This window comes from Micromonospora sp. NPDC048898, from assembly GCF_043198035.1.
Lineage (GTDB): Bacteria > Actinomycetota > Actinomycetes > Mycobacteriales > Micromonosporaceae > Micromonospora.
The window spans coordinates 1-23,088 of record NZ_JBICUF010000010.1; the positions used below are offsets into that span (position 1 = coordinate 1).

Annotated in this window: 17 protein-coding genes; 13 read left to right on the plus strand and 4 right to left on the minus strand. The window is 68.9% G+C overall.

Annotated features, from left to right (window positions below; genetic code table 11):
• Window positions 1-365: 365 nt before the first annotated feature.
• The 8 genes from ACGFIQ_RS23810 (at window position 366) to ACGFIQ_RS23845 (ending at window position 7,758) form a co-directional block, all read left to right on the plus strand.
• Window positions 366-1,250, plus strand: coding sequence for a hypothetical protein (locus ACGFIQ_RS23810; protein ID WP_393247002.1), 885 nt, complete (start codon window positions 366-368; stop codon window positions 1,248-1,250).
• Window positions 1,240-2,511 carry an ATP/GTP-binding protein gene (locus ACGFIQ_RS23815; protein WP_393247004.1) on the plus strand — a complete coding sequence of 424 codons (1,272 nt, stop codon included), beginning with the start codon at window positions 1,240-1,242 and terminating at the stop codon, window positions 2,509-2,511. The genes ACGFIQ_RS23810 and ACGFIQ_RS23815 overlap by 11 nt, the downstream gene beginning before the upstream one ends.
• Window positions 2,512-2,903: 392 nt before the next feature.
• Entirely contained in the window at window positions 2,904-3,347 is a 444-nt protein-coding gene (locus ACGFIQ_RS23820; RefSeq protein ID WP_393247006.1) for a hypothetical protein, read from the plus strand.
• 278 nt (window positions 3,348-3,625) lie between these two features.
• On the plus strand, window positions 3,626-4,300 hold the full coding sequence (locus ACGFIQ_RS23825; protein ID WP_393247007.1) for a hypothetical protein: 675 nt from the start codon (window positions 3,626-3,628) through the stop codon (window positions 4,298-4,300).
• Between the two features lie 487 nt (window positions 4,301-4,787).
• A complete protein-coding gene (locus ACGFIQ_RS23830; RefSeq protein ID WP_393247009.1) occupies window positions 4,788-5,432 on the plus strand; it encodes a GGDEF domain-containing protein in 645 nt (214 codons plus the stop codon).
• 146 nt (window positions 5,433-5,578) lie between these two features.
• Window positions 5,579-6,022, plus strand: coding sequence for a hypothetical protein (locus ACGFIQ_RS23835; protein WP_393247011.1), 444 nt, complete (start codon window positions 5,579-5,581; stop codon window positions 6,020-6,022).
• A 139-nt stretch (window positions 6,023-6,161) separates the two neighbouring features.
• Window positions 6,162-6,842 (plus strand): hypothetical protein, encoded by a 681-nt coding sequence (locus tag ACGFIQ_RS23840; protein WP_393247013.1) that lies wholly within the window; start codon window positions 6,162-6,164, stop codon window positions 6,840-6,842.
• 238 nt (window positions 6,843-7,080) lie between these two features.
• Window positions 7,081-7,758 carry a hypothetical protein gene (locus ACGFIQ_RS23845; RefSeq protein WP_393247015.1) on the plus strand — a complete coding sequence of 226 codons (678 nt, stop codon included), beginning with the start codon at window positions 7,081-7,083 and terminating at the stop codon, window positions 7,756-7,758.
• A 63-nt stretch (window positions 7,759-7,821) separates the two neighbouring features.
• On the opposite strand, the gene ACGFIQ_RS23850 is transcribed toward ACGFIQ_RS23845, so the two are convergent.
• Window positions 7,822-8,169, minus strand: a complete 348-nt coding sequence (locus ACGFIQ_RS23850) for a hypothetical protein (protein ID WP_393247017.1) — start codon at window positions 8,167-8,169, stop codon at window positions 7,822-7,824.
• 303 nt (window positions 8,170-8,472) lie between these two features.
• Here ACGFIQ_RS23850 and mobF point away from each other — a divergent pair, with 303 nt between their 5' ends.
• The 4 genes from mobF (at window position 8,473) to ACGFIQ_RS23870 (ending at window position 14,975) form a co-directional block, all read left to right on the plus strand.
• The gene (gene mobF / locus ACGFIQ_RS23855; RefSeq protein ID WP_393247019.1) at window positions 8,473-12,738 is read left to right on the plus strand and encodes a MobF family relaxase; all 4,266 of its coding nucleotides are present in this window, start codon (window positions 8,473-8,475) and stop codon (window positions 12,736-12,738) included.
• Window positions 12,738-13,805: a hypothetical protein gene (locus ACGFIQ_RS23860; RefSeq protein WP_393247021.1), complete on the plus strand. Its 1,068-nt coding sequence runs from the start codon at window positions 12,738-12,740 to the stop codon at window positions 13,803-13,805. The genes mobF and ACGFIQ_RS23860 overlap by 1 nt, the downstream gene beginning before the upstream one ends.
• Window positions 13,806-14,101: 296 nt before the next feature.
• On the plus strand, window positions 14,102-14,431 hold the full coding sequence (locus tag ACGFIQ_RS23865; protein WP_393247023.1) for a hypothetical protein: 330 nt from the start codon (window positions 14,102-14,104) through the stop codon (window positions 14,429-14,431).
• A 280-nt stretch (window positions 14,432-14,711) separates the two neighbouring features.
• Window positions 14,712-14,975, plus strand: a complete 264-nt coding sequence (locus tag ACGFIQ_RS23870) for a hypothetical protein (protein ID WP_393247025.1) — start codon at window positions 14,712-14,714, stop codon at window positions 14,973-14,975.
• 976 nt (window positions 14,976-15,951) lie between these two features.
• Here ACGFIQ_RS23870 and ACGFIQ_RS23875 read toward each other — a convergent pair.
• The 3 genes from ACGFIQ_RS23875 to ACGFIQ_RS23885 form a co-directional block, all read right to left on the minus strand.
• Window positions 15,952-17,760, minus strand: coding sequence for a S1 RNA-binding domain-containing protein (locus ACGFIQ_RS23875; RefSeq protein ID WP_393247026.1), 1,809 nt, complete (start codon window positions 17,758-17,760; stop codon window positions 15,952-15,954).
• Complete coding sequence (locus ACGFIQ_RS23880; protein ID WP_393247028.1) at window positions 17,757-21,146, minus strand: AAA domain-containing protein; 3,390 nt, start codon at window positions 21,144-21,146, stop codon at window positions 17,757-17,759. Before ACGFIQ_RS23880 ends, ACGFIQ_RS23875 begins: the two co-directional genes overlap by 4 nt.
• A gap of 358 nt (window positions 21,147-21,504) precedes the next feature.
• Window positions 21,505-21,672 carry a hypothetical protein gene (locus tag ACGFIQ_RS23885; protein WP_393247030.1) on the minus strand — a complete coding sequence of 56 codons (168 nt, stop codon included), beginning with the start codon at window positions 21,670-21,672 and terminating at the stop codon, window positions 21,505-21,507.
• Between the two features lie 172 nt (window positions 21,673-21,844).
• On the opposite strand from ACGFIQ_RS23885, the gene ACGFIQ_RS23890 reads away from it, so the two are divergent.
• A complete protein-coding gene (locus ACGFIQ_RS23890; protein WP_393247032.1) occupies window positions 21,845-23,023 on the plus strand; it encodes a hypothetical protein in 1,179 nt (392 codons plus the stop codon).
• The last annotated feature ends 65 nt before the right edge of the window (window positions 23,024-23,088 follow it).

A 23,088-nucleotide genomic window follows, 5' to 3' on the forward strand; every position in this document is an offset into this window, starting at 1 on the left:
CTCGGCGGCGCCCCGGGGGCCCCCCCCCCGCCCCCCCGCCGGCGGGGGGGGGCCCCCCCCCCCGGGGGGGGGGCGCCGACCCCCCCCCCCCCCCCCCCGGGGGGGGGGGGCCCCCCCCCCCCCCCCCCCCCCCCACGCCCACCAGCACCGCAACAGCCATGCCGCCGCCCCTGGTCGTTCGCTGGTTCGACCAGCACCGCTGGACCTCCCGCGCGGTGCCGGAGCCGGGGCGCATCGATGCGCCCCGGCTCCGACGAGGGGCGCTCACCCGCCGCCCCCCTCGCCTTCCCCGGCGCGGCGCTCACCCGCCGTCCGACCGGCACGGAAGGCCACGTGACCACAGACAACGCCTCGAACGGACCGCCATGCCCTCGCCAATACCATCGTCCCGCCCAGGAGCGGGCAGCTCTGCCGACCGCCTGCACGTTGTCCAATACTCCGGAGGCATCGCAAGCTGGGCCGCCGCGCAACGCGTCGCGGCCCAACACGGCACCGACCGCCTGGTCTTACTCTTCGCTGACGTCCTCACCGAAGATCCCGACCTGTATCGCTGGCTGAACGACAGCAGCGCCCAGCTCGGCGTGCCCATCACTCGCGTCGCTGACGGCCGCACCCCCTGGCAGCTCTTCCAGGACGTGCGCTACCTCGGCAACAGCCGCGTCGCCCCCTGCACACTCGCGCTAAAGATCCGACCGTGCCGGCAGTGGCTCGACACCCACGCAGACCCAAACTCCACCACCCTGCACATCGGACTCGACGCCTCACCCCGCGACCGGCGCCGCTCACCCGCCATCGCCGCCGGCTGGAAACCCTGGTCGACCAACTTCCCCCTGCTCGATCCGCCGCACCTTGCCAAAGACGACCTGCTCGCCTGGGCCCGTCAACTCGGGCTACGCCCACCGCGGCTGTACGACCTCGGCCTACCGCACAACAACTGCGGCGGAGCCTGCGTCCGAGCCGGCAAAACCCACTGGGCGCGGCTGCTGCAAGTCCTCCCCGACCACTACGCCGCCGCCGAAGCGGCCGAGGCCCAGCTACGCGAGCAGCTCGGCGAAGTCGCCATCCTCACCGAACAGCACCAACGGCAACGCCACCGGCTCCCCCTCTCCGAGCTGCGCCAGCGCCTCACCGCCAACCAACCGTCACGACCGACCCCGGCAGCGCCCGATTCAGAGCCAAAAGCGGCACTTATTGACGCTTCGGGGGCTGAAACATGTACGCTGCCGAGCGTCCCGGCGATTGGAGCTTGACCGCGCCATGCTCTTGCGCTTCCGCACCACCAACTTCGCCTCCCTCCGCGACGAGGCGGAAATCAGTCTGATCGCCGCCAACGAGCACCCGGACATCGCCACCCGGCCGGTACCGCGCGAACAACTGCGCGCGCTTCCAGCCGCCGGGCTCTTCGGCCCCAACGCTTCCGGCAAATCCAACGTGATCAACGCTCTGGGATTCGCCCAAGCCGCTGTCCGGCTCTCTCACCAACGCTGGCTGCCGGACGAGCCGATCCCAGGCCGTCAGCCGTTCCGACTCGACCGCGACGGCGCGGCCCGACCCAGTGAGTTCGTCTTCGACCTTGTACTCGACGACGTGCGATACGAGTACGGCTTCTCGCTCGACGATGAGGCCGTCAGGCGAGAGTGGCTTTACGCGTTTCCCAAGGGACGACGGCAGGTGTACGTAGAACGCGACGCGGACCAGATGCGCTTTGGCAACAGCCTCAGCGGCCCGAGGGAATCGATCTCGCGCGTGACGCGACCTAACAGCCTCTTCCTCTCTGCTGCCGCCGACAGCCATCCGCAACTGGGAAAAATCTACCGCTGGTTCACCCACGGCCACACGACCACGGCCGGGCTACGGCACGACCCGCCGGCACCGCAGGCCCTTCCCGACAAATGGATGATCGCCCTACTCCGCTTCGCCGATCTAGGCATCGTCGGAGCCGACATCCCTGCGGCCAACCCGGTGAACGACGACGCACCGACTGTGACCCCACCCAGCGATCGCTACCGGACGACAGCACCCGGGCCTACGGTGGAACTACTCCACGCCGCTGCGACGGACACGGGACAGGTCAGCCTTCCCTGGAAGTACGAGTCCAGTGGTACCAAAAGCCTGTTCAGCCTGCTGCAACTCATCGGCCAAGCCCTCGCCACCGGCGGGCTACTGGCCGTCGACGACCTCGGTCGCGAACTGCACCCCCTGCTCACCGCTGAAATAGTCGGTCTCTTCCACAGCGCCGACACCAATCCTCATGGTGCGCAGATCATCTTCACCACACACGACATCGAGCTACTCGGCCGACACCAGAACATACGACTCGCTCGGGACCAGGTCTGGCTGACCGAGAAAGACCAGGCAGGCGCGACCAGGCTCTACCCGCTGACGGAGTTCAGAGTGCGCAACGCCTTGGACGATGTCGCTGGCAGGTACCTCAAAGGCCGGTACGGAGCGGTCCCCTTCCTTGACAAGGAACGCCTACCCGGGCCAAACCCCGCCGAGCAGTCGGATTGACGCGCAACGCACCCACCCCGAGCGGGGAAGCCGCCATGCACCAGGACCAGGACCAGGACCAGGACCAGCCTGCCACAACGACAACAACCCCATCCGACGCCCCGCAGCTGCTTCCGATCGCCCTCAAACCAGCCTCGGACTCCGGTCCGAGCCGGTCCAGACCGCTGCTCCCGCAGACACCGGCCGACCCGGCCACTCGCTCCGCTCGCAACCAGCCGCATCGGCCTGCCAGCTCCGCCGTCCGCCCCATCGGTCGCTGACCATCGAACGAAGCCGCCGCACCCCCACCGCCCGCACGTAGACAACACCCTGCTGAACGGGTATAGTGATAGTTGTTCTGGTGAGAAGGCGAACCTCATCGGAATCCCCACACCTGCCCCAAGGAGTCAGACGTGCCGCCCACTCCCCTCACCGACCCCGAACGCACGACGGCACGCCACCTCCCGCTGTGTGGTCACTGGCAGTGCGCCGCAACGCCGCCCCAGCCACTCGACGCACGGGCAGACGTGGTGTTGATCCGCGACTGCGCCGGCCGACAGCACCTGTTCCGCGACGGCACCGACCACGGCCTGATCCTCAACGCCGATGGCGACCAATGGTCGCTGACCCGCGAGCGGTACGCCCACGTCACGTCGGCCGACGGCGAGCGCTGGGAACTGGTGGCCGAGTCGATCCCCGTGTGCGCCGGGGGTTGGACCGCGCTGCGACGCGAGTATGTGGCACGGCACCTCCCGAGCGGGCGGATCATCGCGCGCTGGGACACTCAGTACGGGCTACTCGCCCGGACCGCCCGCCACTACCTTCGCGTCGCCGCTCATACGCCGTCGCGCCAGTAACGCCCGCCGGTCGGCCACCACCGGACCGCGAGACCACCGCTCGCACCGACGCACGTCAGCGGGCAGGGCAACGGCCGGGGGGTTAGTTTGGCGAACTCCCCCCGGCCGCCTGGTGTCGACGCCACACAGGCCCCCAAAGGCCCATACGCCGAGCACGTGCCGCCCATCCTACGACACCCGCCACCGGCCACCGGAGCAGGAAAGTGATCAGCATTCGTGTCGGGCGGCTCGCGCAGCCCCTGCGGCCACCCAACCAACCGATACGGCATCATCGGCGCATGGCCACCCGCAATCCCGACAGCCGCCGCGTAGGCCGTGCCGAGGCCGCAGCGATGCTCGGCATCTCGCTTAGCCACCTGGACAAGCTCTACGGCGAGCGGGCCACCAACGGCTTTCCCGAACGCGTCGACGGCACCAAATGGCTCGCCGAAAGCATCGCCTCCTACCAGCTGCCGCGAGACCGGGCCCGGCACGCCGCGAGCGCCGCCGTAGACCGCAGCGGCGATCCCGACGAGCTCGTGAACAGCACCACCGTCGCGCGCATGCTCGGCTACCAGAGCGCCGATTCACTGCAAGGACAAAACCGGATCTGGCCGCTCCTGGTTGAGCGCGTCGACGATGAATCCCTCACCCGAACCGGCCGTAAGCGCCGGCGTTGGAAGCGCCGCACGGTGTGGGACATCGCCGACAGCCGCACCGGGCAAGGCGCACCCCACACCGGCCGCCCCCGCGCCACACCTCAGGGCCACCCCGACCGCTCCGGCGACTCCGACGAACTCGTCGGCGCCCCCGAGGCCGCCCGCGTCCTGGGATACAACAGCCCGAACGCCATGCCCGACGAGGTGCTTCGCCAAGCCGACGAAGACAACGTAGGCCCCAAAGGCCGCCACCGCCGCAGATGGAAGCGCGCGACGCTGTGGGCGATCCTCGACCAAGCCGAGCAGCGCCGGTAGCTGTCTCCGGCAACGCCCACCGCCACTCGTCGGGTGCTGCCGGGTTTCGGGCCCGGTCCTAGCGGACCGGAAACCGGAAGCGGCCTCCGGCCGCACTGCTCAAAACCCCTTCTCCTTCGGTGGGGGCCGAACAGGCTAGCGACGTGCTCGCTCCGGTCAAGTCCGGGCGCGGCTCGCAAAACATCATGCACACCCCGCATGATCTTTTCCTCGAAACCCCGCGCCCGAACTTGACCTCCACTGCGCGCGCCGCGGGTCGAGTGAACTCGCCCCCACCGCCGGAAGAAGTGGGGGGACGCGCCACGACCGCACCCCGCACGGTGGTCGGCGTAGCCGCCGGCAACCACCCACCAAGATCATAAAATCCGATGCCCGAACAGGCCAAACAGGGTAGCCACGGAACGCATAACCGGGTAGAGTAATAGTTGTTCGGAGGGGACGGCGAACCCCCACCGCACACCACACAAACCCCCAACCAAGGAGACACATGAGCACCGCATCCACGCTCCTGCTCGCAACCACCACTGCGTCGTGCATCGCGCTTCTCGCGCGCAACAGGAAGCTCCGCACCGATCTCGTCACCGCTCGTTTCCAGGCTCTCCACGACGCCCTGACCGGACTGCCGAACCGCCGCGCCCTGCTCCTGCACCTTGACTACCTACTCGCCGACCGGACCCGCCCGGTCGCCGTGGCCGTTGTCGACCTCAACCGGTTCAAGGAAATCAACGACGAGCACGGCCACACCGCCGGAGACCTCGTGCTCTGCCGGGTGGCGGACACCCTGAGTGGGCTTTGCCTTCCCCGCACGATGGTCGGCCGGACGGGGGGTGATGAGTTCATGATGATCATTGATGACGGCATGCACGCCGCCCGGAACAACGTCGAAGCCGCCGCCCAGGCGCTCGACGCGACAACCGTCATCCTCGGCGCAACGAACTTCGGCTGTTACGCCAGCCTCGGGCTGGCCCTCGCGGACCACAACGACATCACCGCTGTCGACCTGATCCGCCGCGCAGACGCCGCCATGTACGCAGCCAAGCGACGCGGCGGAGGCGTCAAGGAGTGGCACCAGGGCATCGGCGCGACCGCCAACCCACCGCTCCCGATGCAGCGCCGCCGCTACCGCTCCTAACCGGCCCTGGGGTGGCCCGGAGCCCCGGACGGTTCCGGGCCATCCAGATAGACACAGCCCACATAATCGGGTATAGTAATAGTAGTTCGACAGGGACGGCGAACCCCTATCGGACACCCACCAAACCCCACGCGAGGAGTCTCACGATGCCCGCGCTAATTGCTCCCACCCTCGCGGTGCCGGCCCTTCCCGCCGACCCCCACACGCGACACGTCCTGAACCTGCTCGACGCGGCCCGCCGACGTATGGCACAGGTAATCACCTTCCTGCACCTGTGCGAGCACGCCCCGACCTGGCCCACGACACCCACCCACAGCACCGCCGCCGCCATCGAACTACGCGCGGCCACCGTCGCCCTGATCAAGTACGCCCGCCGGCACCACTGCGACGCCTGCAACGCCGGCCGGATGCGCGCCACGCTCCGGCTGGCCGCCCTGCTGCTCGACCTGTGGCAGAACGGCAAACACCACGTACAGCGCCCCGACGTGTACCCCGCCGCGCTCGTCAATCGCGCGGGACGGCTGTTCGGAGACACCTCCGCATGGGTCACCACCGGCGACCCCGGCCGCCTTCTCGGCCAACACATCTGACCCGCGCGGATCGCCCGGCCGCCGGCAAGGCGGCCGGGCCACCACACCCCCGACGTCACCGACGCGCATCGAGCGCGCCGCCGCCGGCTACCGCTCCCGCCCCTCACCCCACGTCGCATCGCCATTGGAAGGCAAAACCTTGAGTTCCCTCAGCCGCGCCGATCGGATCACCATCGCCCACGTCTGCCAGGACTGGGCCGCCGCCTACGCCGCCGCGCCAGTGAACCTGCCCAAGAGCCTCACCGTTCGCTACCTCACCGACCACCACCTTGAAGCCCTCACCGCGCGCCACGGCCGAGAAATGATCTCGCGTGCCGTCGCCTCGCACCTCGACGCCCACCCCGAAGACCTCAGCGCGCCCCGCATCCGCCACCGGGAGCGCCGTGCCCGCCAGGCCGAACGCGACGCCAAAGCCGCCCGCTACCTGAAATTCGCCTACCACCACTTCGTCGCCGCCGAGCCCTACGAAGCGCTTGCGCTCATCGACCGGGCGGAGCTGGCCTCACCTACCTACAAAGACTTCAATCAGCATCGGCGAGCCGTCCAGAAGAAGACGCCGCCCTTCTCCTGTACCGACCTCACCGGCACCAACCTGCGCCACCGGGCCCTACTGCCACTGGCCAACCCACACCCCGGGCCGCCCGTCATGCACCACGGCAGCCACATCCAGGAATGGGTCTACCCCGGTCGCCCCGTAATCGAAGGCAATTGGCCCGCCGCCATCCCCGAGCACTGCACCGCCACCGACGACGGACTTACCGAATGGATCGCCGACAGAACGGTTCTCGTCTGCACCGGGTGCGGACTCGACTGCACCTAACCACAGCACCCGCAACGCTGGCCGGTCCGAGTGGAACCCGGACCGGCCAGCCCTCCCTGCTCACGACCAACATCGCCAGAACGTCTGCCAACGCAACGCCCGGCCGCCGACGAAGCGGCTGGGCCACCACACCCCAGATGTCACCGACGCGCGTCGAGCGCGCCGCCGCCGGCTGCCGCACCCGTCACCCACTGCCGCACCCCGGCCGCGCACACCCACGCACCACACGAGAGGCACCATGAGGCTGACCCGCCCCGAACTCGTCATCATCGCCCACGCCTGCGACGACTGGGCACCCAACTACTTCCACAGCCCAATCCACGGCGGTAAGGAGGCGGCCGTCCGCTACATCGCAGACCACCACCTTGACGCATTGACCATGAAATACGGGCGGCCCAAAATCTGGGAAGCCGTTGCCGCTCACCTCGACGCCAACCCCGACACGCTTACCGCGCCTCGCGTCACCTTCGCGGAACGCATCAACCGCGAGGCCGCGCGCATCGCACGCGCTGACGCCTGCCTACGCGCCGCCCTGCACCATCACCAGGCCGGCGAGCCCTACGAAGCGCTCGCGCTCATCGACCGCGCGGAACTGGCCGCGCCCACCTTCAAGGACTTCACTCAGTACCGGCGCGCCGTACACAGGAAGCGGCCACCTGCAACCCCGACCGACCTCAGCGGCACCGGCCTGCGCCACCGCGCCCTGCTGCCGCTGGCCGACCCACACCCGGGGCCGCCCGTCACGTATCACGGCAGCCAGGCCAAGGGATGGGTCTACCCCGGCCGTTTGATCATCGAGGGTGACTGGCCCGCCGCCATCCCCGAGCACTGCACCGCCACCGACGACGAACTCATGGAATGGGTAGGCGAAGGCACGGTTCGCGTCTGCACCGGGTGCGGACTCGACTGGACCTAACCACCCACCCGCACGCAACGCTGGCCGGTCCGGGCTAGACCCCGGACCGGCCAGCCCACCGCCTCAGGACGGCGCACCGGCTGAGACATCACCAGCGGAAGCCGGCCCGGCATTTCCGGGCACCGGGACAGCCGTACGCCGCCGACGAGGCACCACCTCGCCCAACTCAGCGATCCGGGCGCGCACCGCCGCTCCATCCGCGCCACGCCGATACGCCCGCACCCGCGCCACGTCCACCCCGGTCAAGTCCGCCGCCAAGCTGTCATCTCTCAGAACCGTCGCCAGGACCACCACGGCCAACCCGTGCGCCGCCGCAGCCGTCGCGACTTCCTGATCCAGCCGCGCGACGACCTCACGCCGACGCCGCTGCGCATCCTGCACCGTCCCGGCAGCCTGCTCGACCGCCCGCACCGCGCGCAGCTCCAATTCCTGCCGCCGCCGCAGATTCCGAGTCGCGTCGTTCCCCGTTTTACTCGCCATTCCCCGACCGTAGCGACCACCCCCGGCAGCTCACCAGATCACACACCCCGCCAATTCGTCTATTCGTTCGATGCTGGCCGCAGTTCATCATCTTCCCGCCCGACCGTTCAGCCTCAGCCACGCACTCTGCGACCTGCCCAAACGGCTACCGCTTCGTTTCTTGCTCGCTTACGGGGGATACACCCCCTTGCATTCTCCATCGCCATTCAATAGTTGATCTTCTACGGTCGAGCCATGTTGTCCGTCACGCGCATCTCGCCCGGCGACGGCTACCGCTACGTCATAGAACAGGTTGCCGCTGGCCGCCATGACCTGCGCCCACTGGGCGACGGAGGGCCAACGCCCTACTACGCCAACCACACGGCGCGGGGAGAGAGCCCCGGCTGGTGGGCCGGCAACGGCGCCGCCGTCCTTGGTGTCGCCGGCTGGGTCAACGAGCGGCAGATGCGGTACCTCATCGGCCAAGGGCGTCACCCGCTCGCCGGTTATCGGCTCGGGCAGAAATGGCGGATCTACAGGCCCATGACCGACGAGTACCGCCAGAAGGCAGTCCAGCGGGCGCTGGCCCACCTGCCCGCCGATGCCACCGTGGAGCAGCGCGACAAGGTATGGCACGACATCATGAACGCGCCCGAGCGGCGGGCCGTATCCGCATACGACGTCACCGTCTCCCCCGTTAAATCCGTATCGCTGCTGTGGGCGTTCGGCGACGACGCGGTCAAGCAGGATGTTATGGCCGCGCACCACGCCGGGGTGAGGTCGCTCCTCGATCACCTCCAGCGCCATGGTGCGTTCGCCCGCGCCGGCGCGGGCGGCGTCCGCCAACTCGACACCGCGGGTCTGGCGGCGCTGGTCTTCGACCACCGGATGAGCCGCGAGCGCGACCCGCAGCTGCACTCGCATATCGTCGTCTCCAGCAAGGTCCAGACGGTGACCGCGGACGGCGATCCGCAGTGGCTGGCCCTCGACGGCAAGGCGTTCTACCGGGCGACGATCGGCGCCCGGGTCGCCTACGAACGCGCGGTGGAGGTCGAGCTTCACCGCCGCCTTGGGGTTGGCTTCGGCGCGCGGGATGACTCCGGGATCCGCGAGATCGTCGGTTTCAGCGAGGCGTCGCTGCGCCACTTCGGCAAGCGGCGGGGCGCGATCACCGAGGAGATGGATCGCCGGGCTGAGAGGCAGGCTCCGGCGACGCGATCAGTGGCTGCGCAGTGGCGTCGCCGCGCGCAGGACGCGACGTTGCGGACCCGCCGGCCGCACAAGGGCGCCGAGTCCACCCAGCAGGCCGTGCAGCGCTGGCACGCTGAGGACCGCTCCGCGCGACTCGACACCGCCGGGCAAGTACGCCTCATCCTCGACGGTGCCGCCCGTGACGACACCGCCGTCACCGCGCGGCGGGTCCTCCGCCGCGCGTACCGGCTACACCCCGACGGCGTCGACGAGGCAGCGCTTCGTGAGGTCGCCGCGCAGCTCGGTGTCTCCGCCGCCGACCAGGACCGCGTCATCGACGCGGCCGTGCGTGCCGACGTGCGCCTCGCTCTCGCTCGTGCTCTGCGCAACCTCGGCAATGAGCGGGCGGTGTTCGGCCGCGAGCACCTCGAGTTGGCCATCGGCCGCGTTCTCGACATCACCCCCGGTCAGTCACCGCAGGCGGACTGGCAGCGGGTGCAGACGCTCGCCGGTCAGGCTATCGCCGATGGTCTGGCTGGGCTGCGTGTGCTCACACCGCCAGCGCTCGTGCAGTGGGGGCCGAGCCTGCTACGCGGCAGCGACCGGCACAGCGAATACACCCGTCACCGCGACCTGCAGATGACCACCCACACGGTCCTCGCCGCCGAGAAGGAAGTCCTCACCTACGCCGGCCGCCGCGGAGCCATCCCCGCCCCAGCGGCAGCGATCACCTCCGCTACTGCAGCCCTGCGGTTGTCGCCCGAGAAGGAGGCGGCGCTGCGGTGGCTCGTCGGCGACGACCGGCGGGTCACCGGCGTCGTCGGGCCCGCCGGCACCGGCAAGACCTACCTGCAACGGGCCGTCGTCACCGCCGCCCGCGAGACCGGTGTGCCGGTGCTCGGCCTCACCGTCGGACAGTCCGCAGCCCAGCTGCTCGCCGACGCCACCGCCGCGCACGACGGGGAGGTGCTGCGTACCGAGAACATCGCCCGGTGGCTGCACGCCCAACACCGGCCGCCACCCGGCACCACCGCCGCGGACTGGCAGTTCCGGCGCGGGCAATGGGTCATCATCGACGAGGCGTCGCAGGTCTCTAGCCACGACCTCGCCCGCCTCGTCACCCTCCTCGACGAGGTCAACGGGAAACTCATCCTCGTCGGTGACCCCGAGCAGATCTCCGCGATCGGGCCCGGCGGGCTGTTCCGCTACCTCGACAGCCTCGGCGTCACCACTCACCTCAGCGCGGTCCACCGGTTCACCCAACCGTGGGAAGGAGCTGCGTCGCTGCGGCTGCGCACCGGCGACCTCACCGTCCTGGCCGAATACGACCGCAGGGGCCGGCTCATCGGGGGGCACCGGGCGCAGCTCGTCGGCCAGATGCTGGACCGGTGGGCAGGCGACATGGCAAGCGGTCTGCGCAGCATGATGCTCGTCGAAACCGGTGACGAAGCCGCTGACATCGCCCGGCGCGCCCGTGACATTCTCATCCACGCTGGCCTCGTCCGAGCTGGCCCCGTCGTGCGGCTGCGCGACGGCAACCACGCCAGCGTCGGCGACATCATCGTCACCCGCCGCAACGACCGGCGCATCGGCGACGGCGGCACGCTCGTCGCCAACCGTGACCAGTGGCGCGTCGACGCCGTCACCCGCAGTGGCCAGGTGCACGTCACCAACCTGCGCACCGCCACGACCGCCGTGCTGCCTGCCGCGTACGCCGCGCAGCACGTGCAGCTCGCCTACGCCCTGACCGTCGACTCCGTGCAGGGGCAAACCGTGCACACCGCTCGTGCGCTCGTCGACGACAGCACCTCCCTGGCCCGCCTCTACGTCATGCTCACCCGCGGAACCACCCTCAACGAGGCGTACGTCGTCACCGACGACCACCCCCGCGAAGGAACCCCACCGCAGCCGCCCACCGCCCGCGTAGCCGTCCTCGCCGACATCATGCGCCGCGCCACACCCGACCGCTCCGCCACCGAAACCGAACAGCACCTCTGGGCCGACGTCGACGCGCTGCACGCCTGGACACCGATCTACGACGACCTGTCCGCCCGCGCCCGCATCCCCGTCTACCTCGCCATCGTCCGGCAGATCAGCGGACGGCAGCTCGCCGACCGGCTCGCCCGAGACCTCGCGCTCCCGGCGCTGATCGCCCGACTCACCACCCTGCGCGAAGCCGGCCACGACCCCACCGACGTGCTGCGCCGCGCCATCCGACCCCGCGAAATTAACTCCGCCGACGACATCGCCGCGGTGCTGTCCTGGCGCATCGACCGCATCATCGGCCGCGCCACCGCCGACCCCACCATCGCCACCACACCAGAGCTCGCCGCGACCTACACCGAGCGCGTGCCCGCCGACCTCACCGGCGACATCGGAGACGCCCTGCGCCAGGTCGCCGGCATCTGCGACCGCCGCGTCCGCGCCCTGGCCGACCTCGCCGCCGAGCAGCAGCCCCCCTGGGCCCGCGCCCTGGGCGACGTCCCCAACGACGCCGCCGGCCGCGACCAATGGCTAGCCCGCGCCGAGGTCGTTGTCACCTACCGCGACCGGTACCAACTCACCAGCGAGCACCCCATCGGACCCGAACCCTCCATCGGGGACATCGCCCGGTGGAACGCCTGGCACCGCGCCCGCGTCGTCGTCGGCGCCGCCACCCTCGCCGGCCGCCTCACCACCACCGACGACCCAGAACTCACCCGCCTGATCACCGCGCAACGCACCGCCGACGACGCCGCGCCGCCGTACGTCGCCGACCAGCTGCGCGACGCGCACCTCACCCTCACCGACGTCGAGCAGCGCCACCACGACCTCGCGCTGCTCCTCACCGCCGTCGACGCCGCCGGCCAGCGCGCCACCGCCCACGCCCAACAGCTGCGCCCCCGCTGGTGGCAACGCGGGCCGTCGCGCACCCGGATCCTCACCGCCCAACGCGAAGCCCAACAGCGGATCGACGCTGCCACCGGCCGGGCCGCCAGTCTGCGCGCAAGGCTGGCCAGCCTGCGCGAGGTCATCGACCAGCGCCAGGCGCGGGTCACCGACCTCGAATCCCAGCACCGCACCTGGAGCCGCTGGTACCGCAGCGCCCTGCCAACCCGCTACGCCGGACTCGCCGCCGCAGCCGAACAAGCCCGCCGCACCACAACCCGCCGCACCACCCTGGCCGACGCCATCGCCACCACCACCGCGCGAGTCCGGGCCATCGACGAAACCCGGCCGCAGCCACACGTCACACCCATCACCGAGCACCTGCCCGAGCAAGCCACCGCCGCCCGGGAACGCACCACTACCCGCGACCTGGGGACCGTAGAGGAAGCGGAGATCGACTGATGGCCACGCATCCCACCGCGTTCGTCGACGAGTCGTGGTTCCAGCAACGCAACAGCCCCGGCGCCTACCTGATGGCCGCCGTCATCATCGACCACGACAGCGTCCCCGCCGCAGAGGCAGCCGCGACAAGAGCCGCCGGCATCCACGACGGCTACCACTCCACGGCCCTGTATCACCGCGGACACGTCGGCACCATCGAGGCGATGCTCGACGTCGTCGCCGAGCACGCCGGCTGGTCCGTCGTCTCCGCCCAAGTACCCATCAACCCAGGCAACACGGCCGCCGTACCGAACAACCCACGCCACGTACACGCACACCTGGAAGGCCAACGCGAACACGCCCGACAACTCAGCACCGAACGGCTCCTGCGCTACCTCAACGGCCAACGAGTCCGCGACGTGTACCTGGAAACCCGGGGCAGTCCCGCAGAGTGGCGCAACGCTCGGGAAACCGGCAGTCGGCTGCCCAGCATCGACCGCAACGACATCCGCGTCTACCGCCGACTCCTCGAACAGGGAGCCATCAGCCACCGGATGCGACTCATCCACGTCGAAGGGCGCAACGACCCCGGACTGTGGATGGCTGACGCCGTCGCCTGGTCCGCAGGCCGCGCCATCCGCACCGACGAACCGCAATGGTGGAACCGGATAGCCGACGTCGCCACCGTTCTCGAAGCGAGCACCGGCACCGAACTTCGCCTCAACGAGAGTGGGGCCGCTCCACCAGATGGCGAACGCGACCCCCACAACCTGAGCCAAAGAGCCCAGCCCATGTCCTCACCCGTATTGTACTCCGCTTCGCCAACGGACCACCAGGTCGGCGCCATCCTCACAAGCCTCATGGCGCAGGCGGAGCAGGCGCGAACACCGTCGACGACTCAGCTCACCCGCGAAGTCCTCGGCCTCGTGCAGCGGATTGCCGAACGTGTCGAGCGGTTGACCGACACCGTCAACACCATCATCCCGCCACCGGCTGGCGAGGCAGCTCCACGGGGCGGCGCACCTCAACCCCGTGGCGCCGAGCACGAGGACCCCAGCCCACAGCAGTCTCGCGAGATCGATGATTGACGTCCGCGGCACGGCTGGCCGCCGCCCATGACAAGCTGCGCGACCCCGCGCTCCGCGGTCGCCACGATCAGTGGAGCACACCCGGCCAGGAGGTCGTCGACTACGTGACAGCCCGTCACCGCAGCCATCGGGGCGGTCTTCCGCGTGTGGGGACCGACGTAGAGAGAAGAGCACGATGCAGATCCACAGGCACCGTCGAACGCCAAGGCACGAGGCACGAGGCAGCGATACTCTGGCCACCGGCTTTGATGATTGGGGAGACCATGACGGCACGAGAGCCCGTGCTACCTGACGCAGTGCTGGCACCCATGCGGGCCGCCGCAGCCACCGCCGCCCGGGACGCGAAAGACCTTACATCCGACGAGCTGGCAAACCGAGTCCTTGATGCGGTCGTGAAGGCACTGTTTGCATCCACCGAAGTCAAGCAGCAGATTCGCGACCTTCCACCGTTGGACAGCCTGCCTCCCGGAGCCACCATGGCAGACGTCCGTACCGAGCGGCGGTTGGCGATTTTCACCCCACCAGAGCCCTGTGCCAGCTACGGCTCACCGATCACCAAGGAAGCTTGGCTGAACGTGGGTTACGCCGAGCCATCGACACGAACGGGCAGAGACAAGAGCGACTAGACATGAGCTGCCCCGCCACCACTGAGTCGGATCCCGACAACCAGCCGAGGCACCCCTCGCGCTCGCTGTGACGTGGCGGCAGCGCGTGTCCGCCGCATCAACGTAACCACGGCCCTCTACCGTCGTAACCATGACCCAACGCGCGGACTTGGTACTGCTCGGAAACCGAATCTGGTACCTGCCCGACGGGGTCTACAACCTGCAGTGCATCGCCCGCACCCGCCGAGGACCACGCTGCCGCAGACCAGTAGAGGGCAGTCAGATCGCATCCTGGACCCAGATGCGCTCAACCCAAGGACTCATCACGGTCTACGACCTCGGTGGTCCCGAGAACGAGACGCTGCGACGCTGGCGGGAGCAGCACTGCGAGTTGCACGACACCCCGGACGTGGTCGACTTCTCGTCGCCAGAGTGGGAGCCGTTCGATCCGGTCAGGCACGCCGCGATGGTGACGTCATTAGAGGAGCAAGTCGCCGAGTACACCCGCCGGCTCCGCAAAGACGTCACCGAGGAGTGGCAGCCCTGGTATCCCATCCCGATGTAGCCACCCCGCAGGACAGCCCGCCGCGCTCAGATGATCGACTAACCAACGTCGGGTAGGCGCCGGCCCGTGATCGCCCCATCGCCGTAGGTTTAGCGGGGCCGCCCCACGATGCGAAGCGTCCGTGCGAACGAGTCGCAATCCACGGTGCCCACGGCTGCGGGCACGACGCATACCTCGCACGGTCGCCAGAACGCCAGCACAACGGCTGCCCGATGTACTGACCCGAGGCGGACCAGGCCGGGCAGATTGCCGACGGCCCGATGCCCAGACCGGGGCTGCTCCCGCGAACTGACGAGACCTACTCTGTCATGATGAGGGTGCTCATCAATCCGAAGTGGCACGTAATCGGGGTCGTCGACATCACCGAACCGGGCTCATACGAGATCCTTTTTCGGAACGGCGGCGCGGAAGTAGGCGTCCGTCAGGTCGGCTCTGCAACTGACAATCCCGACCCGATGGTCGTCGACTCCGAGGGAGTCGCGCATCCCTGCACCCCGTGTAGCTGCTGTGGCGACTGTGGTTGCGGCGGACGGGCAGCGTGCGTTCGCTGCAAGCAGTACGCCCGGTGGGCTGCCGAGACGCGACCGCTGCTGGAGCGATACCTGGAGGTAGTCGGCCGCAAAAACGCCTTCGTTGAGACGAACGGCCGGACCCACATCGTGGGCTGCAGTTCCTTGAAGAACAGTATCGACAGCGCTGCAAGAGCTTTGGATGCGGGCTGCAGCAAGAGCTTTGGATGCGGGCTGCAGCCACCGTCAGGAGTGGAACGCCCGAGTGCCAAAGGTCGTCGGTCCGAACGCGCCCCGGCGCAGGCGCTGCGCGGTGTGTTGCCCTGACGTCATCGTGCCGACCAGCGTAGGCCCCGTGCGTGGAGCAAAGGGGCAGTTTGTGGCACGGCAAGCGCCTTCAGTCGGCTGACTGCCCGCGTGAGGTCCAGAGCTTCGCCAGCCAGGGGGAAGCGGTGCTGGGGTCTACATCAGCGGGATCGACGTGTCTTCCATTGCGGGGTTGGCGACTCAGATCCTGGCCGGCTCGGTTCAGAACTCGCAGAGGTCGCCGCCTTCAGCGACAGTGACACTCGCTCGCGCGCGACATCGACGTCGAGGACCTGCACGGTGACCGTCTCACCCACGTTGACGACCTCGGACGGGTGCTCGACACGGTGGTGTGCCATCTGCGAGATGTGGATCAAGCCGTCGATCTCGCCCAGGGCGACGAAGGCACCGAAAGGCGTCAGGCGCTTCACCGGTCCTGCGACGGTCTGGCCTGCCGCGAGCTTGCTGAGTGCTACGCGGCGTCGTTCTGCCTTCGACGGCGCTGGCGGCCGACGGGCGTCCCGTCCGATGCCGCTGCTCGGTGGGATGTGGTTCGGCGGGGTGGCGTCAGAGCCGGGCCCGGCCTCGGCGCGGAATTTGGCCGGAAGGGTGCCGACCACCTCGACCGCGTTGGCGCATGCCTCGGTCAGGTAGATGTCGTAGGCGCGGTCGGTGAGTGCCTGGTCCTGGACGAGTTCGCCGTCGTCCGGGCGGTAGATGCGTGACGGCTCGCCGCGGAATGACAGCCAGTTGAAGTTGGTGGTGAGGTAGTAACCGTCGCTGATGAGGATTTTCGCCGGGGTGGTGGCGACCCGTACGACGGCGAGGCGATTGGTCTTGCGCGCGGCGGCATGCAGTGCGTCGATGGCTTCCTGATCGGTTCCGTCGTCGTCACCGGGGCCCCACACGATGGTCACGTCGGCGGCGCGGGCCAGCTTCTCCAGGACGCCGATCCACCGGTTGGACGCGACGGCTGTGCGGATCTGCGGGCTGCTGATGAGCAGTCGGCGCTGTGAGCTGGCGAGGGCGTCATCGAGCCAGGCCGGGTGTTCGTACACGCCCATCCAGCGGATCACCGCCCGGTTCAACGCGGCATTCGCACCGTCTCCGTCCGGATCGTTTCCGGCGGCTTGGAGGGCGAGGACGTCTGCTTTGCTCAGCCGCTCGCCGGGGTCGGTGACGGGTGCGTGGGGGTGTTCGACCGGTGCGGCCGACAGCCGCAGGCGTTCGACGGCGCCGATGCTTTCTAGCGCGGCGGTGTGCGCTTCGCTCCACTTGCCGTCGACGTCGACGCCGAGGCGTATCTGGCGGGTTTCGTCGTCGGTGAAGACGAGCAGGATGGCGTCGTGGTAGAAGTTGCGGTTCTCGGTGACGCCACTGATCCCGAGCAGGCGTGCACCGTCGCGGCTGCGCTGGTCCAGGGTGCTGGTGAGCGCGGCGATGCTGAGGTCGACGGTGCGGACCGGCAGGCTGCTCGCCGGTGGCAGCAGGAGCCGTCCGGGATCGCCTTTCGCCTGGTTGGAGCGGCGCAGGGAGTTGCGTCGCCAGTCGTTCACGGTGCCGGTGAGGCGGTCGTAGACGACCGGGATGGTAGTGGGCATTGGGCGGCGTAGCTGGGCGTCGCGGGCGGCTTCCTGCCCGGCGGGCAGTAGCTGTAGGCGCCGCAGGCCGCCGTCGGCGGGTGGCTGGTAGGTGATGTACTCGGCGAGGAGGAGTCCGGCGACGGCGCGGCCGGTGTCGCCGTCGTCGAGGCCGAGGAACAGTTGCAGGTCTTCGACGGTGTCGATGCCGCCAAGCAGGGCGCGCAGGGTGTACTTCTGGCCGGCTTCGAGGTCTTCGGACTGCTCGACCAGAACGTCGACGGTCAGCACGGAGGCGGGGATGGCGCATGGCTCCGCGGCGAGCAGCGTGTGTCCCGGAAGGGCGTGGGCGTGGCGGCGTGCGGCGTCGGCGAAGATGTCGCGGCTCACAGGTACTGCACCCTTCCGCCGGTGGTTGTGATGTGGCTGAGTACCCGGTTGAGGGGGCCTTGTTTGCTGCTGCAGAACTCGGAATCACCGACGATCCAGAGCAGTTCCCGGGCGCGGGACAGGGCGACGTTGACCCGGCCCTGGTATCGGTCAGCGAGGAAGCCGAGTTCGCCGGTGAGGTTGCTGCGGGTGACGGAGAAGATGACCACGTCGGCTTCGCGTCCTTGGACCGCATCCACGGTTTTGACCTGCACCGTGACGTGCCGCAGGGTGAGGCGCCGCAGCGCGCGTTCGATCTCGGTGCATTGCCGGCGGTACCCGGTAAGGATCAGCACTTCCAGCTTGCCGCCGTCGGTGCGGGCGTACTTGCCGGCTTGGACATCGGTGTCGAGGCGTGCGACAAGGTCGGCGACCTTCGCCGCCTCGTGCTTGTTCGAGGAACTCGCGCTTCCGGCGCGGCGGGCGTCCTCGCGGCGGTTGGTGCGTCGGCTGGTGGAGAACCACACCAGCCGGTCGCTGTCGTCAACAGATTCGGGCGCCAGGACAGGTACGGGGTCGTGTACGAGGGTGCCGGCGTAGAAGACCTGCGAGATCAGCTCGCCGATCGGTTCGGCCATGCGGTGCTGGGTGACCAGACTGGCTGTGCAGGCCGGCGGTGCCTCGCCGAGCAGGATGTCGAACAGCGACGAGGTGAGGAACACCTTGTCCAAGTCGAACGTGTCGACCAGGTCACGGTACTCGAACACCTCCTCGACCATGGGCGGGAGTTGCTTGGTGTCGCCCACCATCACCCACCGCTTGGCCCGGGTCATCGGCACCAGCAGTTCAGTGGCGGTGGCCCGGGACGCCTCGTCGATGATGCACAGATCGAACTGCATGTTCTGGATGTGCGGGTTGGCCAGGAAGCCCATGCAGGTCCCGGCGACCACGCTCTGAGTGGGCAGGAACATCGGTTCAGCGGTCTGTGGGTCGTTGAGGCTGGCCAGCCAGTCACCTTGGGTTCGCAGCAGTTCCCGCAGCCGCGGCCCGGCGCCGGGTCCGTCCAGCAGGCCGGCGACGAGCTTCTCCAGCTCCGGTTCTCCGAGCTCGTCCGGGACGGCGATCTCAAGGGCCCTGGCTGCGGTGCGGACCTCAGCGGCGGCGGTGTCGGCGCGCTCGGCGGCCCGCAGATAGTCCGCCAGCAGCTCGGCGCGTTCCTCGGGCAGGTCTTCGTTGTCGAGCCGGTCGTCGTCATCAAGCGGGCCAAGCAACTCGGCGGTCTCGGTCTTCTGCCGCAGGGTGGCCAGGGCTTCCTCAGCACGAAGTGCCAGGGACAGATGGTCAATGTGCACACCCTCGCGATCGGCCAACGCTGCCATGCCGGTGCGGGCGCGAGCGCGGATCTCGTCTGCCCACGCGCGCAGTTTGTTCGACAGCAGCAGGTGCGCGGCGTCCGGGTCGACGTTGTCGTCGCGGCTCGACAGACGCACGACCGAGGTGACGCCGGAGCGGTGCAGCCGGGTGATCGCGTTGTCGATCGCGACGTGCATCTGGCTGACCAGCAGGATCTTGTCACCGGGCCGTGCGGCAAGGTGCTGGTGAACGAGTTCGGCGATGAACGAGGTTTTGCCCGTGCCGGGTGGGCCCTGGACGAGGAACAGGTCCGGCGAGCCGAGCGCGTGCGCGACGGCGAGTTTCTTGTCGTCGTCGAAGTCAGGGCGCAGCGGCTCGAATGCCACCGGCTCCGGCGCGCTCGCCACTGACGGGTCCAGCACCAGCTCACGCAGGTGCGGGCGGGCGGAGCTGCCGTCGCGCAGGGCGGCGAGCGCGGTCTTCTGCCGGCGGATCGCGGCCTGCGACGGCGTGCGGTCGCGCACCAGCACACCGTGGGCAGGCAGCTCGTCGCCGGGCCGGGTCGCCCGCACCGTGATGTCCGTGCCGTCGACCTCGGCGATCGTCACCGCAGCGCCCCGGACCGCGGGCTCGTCGACGGGGCGGGCCATGCGCTCCTGGTCGAGGAAGGCACTCGTCAGCGGGGTCGTGGTCTGCAGGTCGAACTGGGCGCCGTCGCGGCTGATTCGCGTATAATTGATGGGTTCTTCGAGGCGCTTCTCCAGCGCTTCCTTGGCCTCGATCAGCTGTGACCAGTTGGTCATCCGCGCCTGCTTGAAGGTGTCGCTGTTGCGATCACCGGCGTCCTGGACAGCCTTTTCCAGCAGCAGGTGCAGCTCGTCGGCGGCTGCGGCGGCTCTCTGCGGGTTAGTTGGCCGCTGTGCCGTCCAGGTGTAGTCGCGGCTGTCCAAGACAATCGTGTCGTCGTTCTGGCGCCAGCGTTCCAGCTCGTCGAAGTCCTTGATCGCCGCGCGGGTACAGAGCAGCTGATGACGGTTCTTGAAGACCAGCACCAGCTCGACCTGGTCACCGACAAGACGGAACTCGTCGGCGTTGAGCACCGTGCGCCCGCCGCCGAGGCTCTTCAACCGGGGCAGTACGTAGGTGGCCGCGCCGAGCAGCCCCGCGATGACGGTTTCGGCCGAGCGGCCGTCACCGGTCTCCTCCAATGATCGGCGCGCCGCGCCGGACAGCTCGAACGACAGCACCTTCTGGTCGTGCCAGTTTTCGCTGCGCGCCGCCTGAATGGCCTGCAGCTCAAGGTAGAACTGCTGTCCATCGGCCGGCCGCTTCGCCGCATCGACGTCCAAGCAGCGTCGCAGCAGCGCCAGGACACCGGGCGGCAGGTCGGCCTCGTCGAGCGCTCGGCTGATGTCTGGCAGGTCACGTAGCTCCCAGCCGGTGACGCATTGCAGCAGTGTCGCGGCCAGGCTGTAGACGTCGAACCTGGTCGAGCCGCGCGAGGCCAGGTCCGGTGGCGCCCACGGGGCGCTGGTCATCCCGGCAACCGTTGCGTCGGTCGCGCCCGCGAGTTGGTCCTTGATCTTGCTCAAGGCAAAGTCGGCGAGCAACGGCTTCTCGCCGTCCCACAGCACGTTGCCGGGCTTGATGTCGCGGTGCAGCACTGCCATCGAGTGTGCGTGCGCCAACGCCGACGCCAACGGCAGAGCGATAACCTCAGCAACATCGTCCCAGCCGGGAGTCTCGGGCGCGATTGCCAGCCAGTCCTTGAGCGACACCGGCACCCAGCTGAGCACAACGTAGTACACGCCCGCGCCGTGGTCGGTGCCGCTGTCCAGCAGCGACACGATGTTCGGGTGGTCCAGCTTGTGGTGCGCCGCAGTCTCCCGCTCAAAGTAGATGCGGTAGATCTCATCGGATGTGGCGGGAACCAGCTTCACGGCCACGTGCCTGCCGCCCTGATGCAGGTCGGAGGCTTGAAAGACCTCCGCCTGACCACCAACACGACGGGTGTTCGCGATCTCGGCATACCGGTTGTCGGCGATCACACGCACCGCCCACGCTCCTTCCAGGAACGACCTGCTCGTGCGGACCGGCCGCTCACGATACTGGACTTCAAGCCAGGCGCCCGCCGAGCGTTCGCCCTGGCCTTTGGGAGAAGCGGGCAACGTTCTGCCGCCGACCGCCTGCCCGACGCTGGCGGTGTTCGGCGGCGGTCGGCACCGATGGTCGGCTCCGGGTGACAGGGGCACGGCTGTTCGGCCGATGTCCCGGGCGCGCTGTCACGCCGCCCATCCGGAGCACGGCTTTGGTTCAACCGAACACACCTCTCCTTAACGGTCTGCCAACAGTGAATCAGCAGGGTGTGACACCTCCTCTGGATCACCCGTCAGGCAGGTAAGTGCGCGACGGTTAGCGGGGCGGACGCGCGGCGAACGCGGCACAGGCGGCGGTGACGGCCAGCGCCGTCTCGATGCCGGTGGCCCACGACGAGCTGTCAGCGGCGAGCAGACCGGCCAGGACCGCCCCGAGGGCAAGGCCACCGATGACCGTGGTTCGGTGGCCTGCAGCTCGGCGCATGCTAGGGGTAGCAGAGGGCAGACGCCGACGGAGCGGCTTCCTGCGGGTTGGCGTTCCGCGGCGAGACATGGTTCGGGCTCTCCTTCGTCCGGGATCACCGCGACCTTGGTGGCCGCGGCACGATCAGGAGAACACCGCCACCGGCCGCTAACCCAGACGAGTTTGCGGGGCTGTGGGCACTCAGCCGCGTATCTTCGACGACGTGCCCCGGAAGCCACCAAGCCCTGCGGACCAGGCGCTGATCGACTACGCCCGGAAACAGGCAGTGGGCGTAACCGCTACGCAGGTCGAGCACTGGCGTCGCGTGGGTCTGATTCCCGCGAACACATCCATACGACAGGGCTTCGGCGGAAGGTCCTCGCAGCCCGCGCCCGGAGCGGCCGACTTGGTCACCTGGCTCGGCCGCCACGCTCGCCGAGGCCAGCGCACTCACGACGTAGCACTGCGCGCGTTCGGCGACGGGCACGCGGTGCCTGAGCCGACCGTCAGAGCCGCCTTCCAGTCCGCTGTCACCCTCCCCTTGCCGGATCCCGTCGCGGACAGTGAGGACGCCTACGACCTGGCGCAGGACGCGGCGGCGCGACTTCCGGGCCGCGACAGGACCGCGCTGATTCCCCGGCGGATACGCCGCATCGACGCTCGAATCAAAGCCGCCGGGATCTCCTTCGCCCCCGCCGAGCTGCTGCCCTTCGACAAAGGACCCGCGCTCGCCGAGCCACTCACCCCGGCCGACTTCCATCTGATGTCCACGACCGTGGCACTCGACGGCTCGGAACTGAACGGAACCGGCATGGCCGCGCTCGTGCGGTCGATGAGCCCTGCCGGCGCGGCCGTGCCAGGCGCCTCGATGCTCGAATTTCCCGACGGGGTACAGGCCACCGAGCTGACCGACGAAGCCGGGAACACACTCTTGCCGACCGGAGACGTCCGAGCCGAGCTACGCCGTGTCGTCGAGGAGTCGACGCTGGAGCGGCTGCGTGCCGGCTGGATGGCAGCCGTCGAACGCCGCAGTTGGGCGCTCAACCTCTGCGACACGGTCGAGGTCGAACTCGCGAACGGCACCCTGGGCGACGCTGTCCTGCAATGGATGATCGCGACTGCCTTCGGCTCCATGCGCATGGAGATCCAGAGCACCGTACACGAAAAACCCACACCACACGGCACGGCCTGCACCGCAGTGATGTTGCTTTGGCAAGCACGGCAGTTGACGTGGTTGCAGAAAGTCGAACCCGACGGCCTCTACCACCTGTTTTTCGTCCTTCTCCCGCCCTATGTGTTGCGGCTACTCGGGCTGAACCCGATCGCACTCGCGGACGCACTTGACGCCATCACCACCGCTGACCCGGCATAGCGCTCGGCCCAGCTGCACCGAGTCCTCGTCGGCCTAGACCCGGCGGCGATCACCGGCACGCTGTT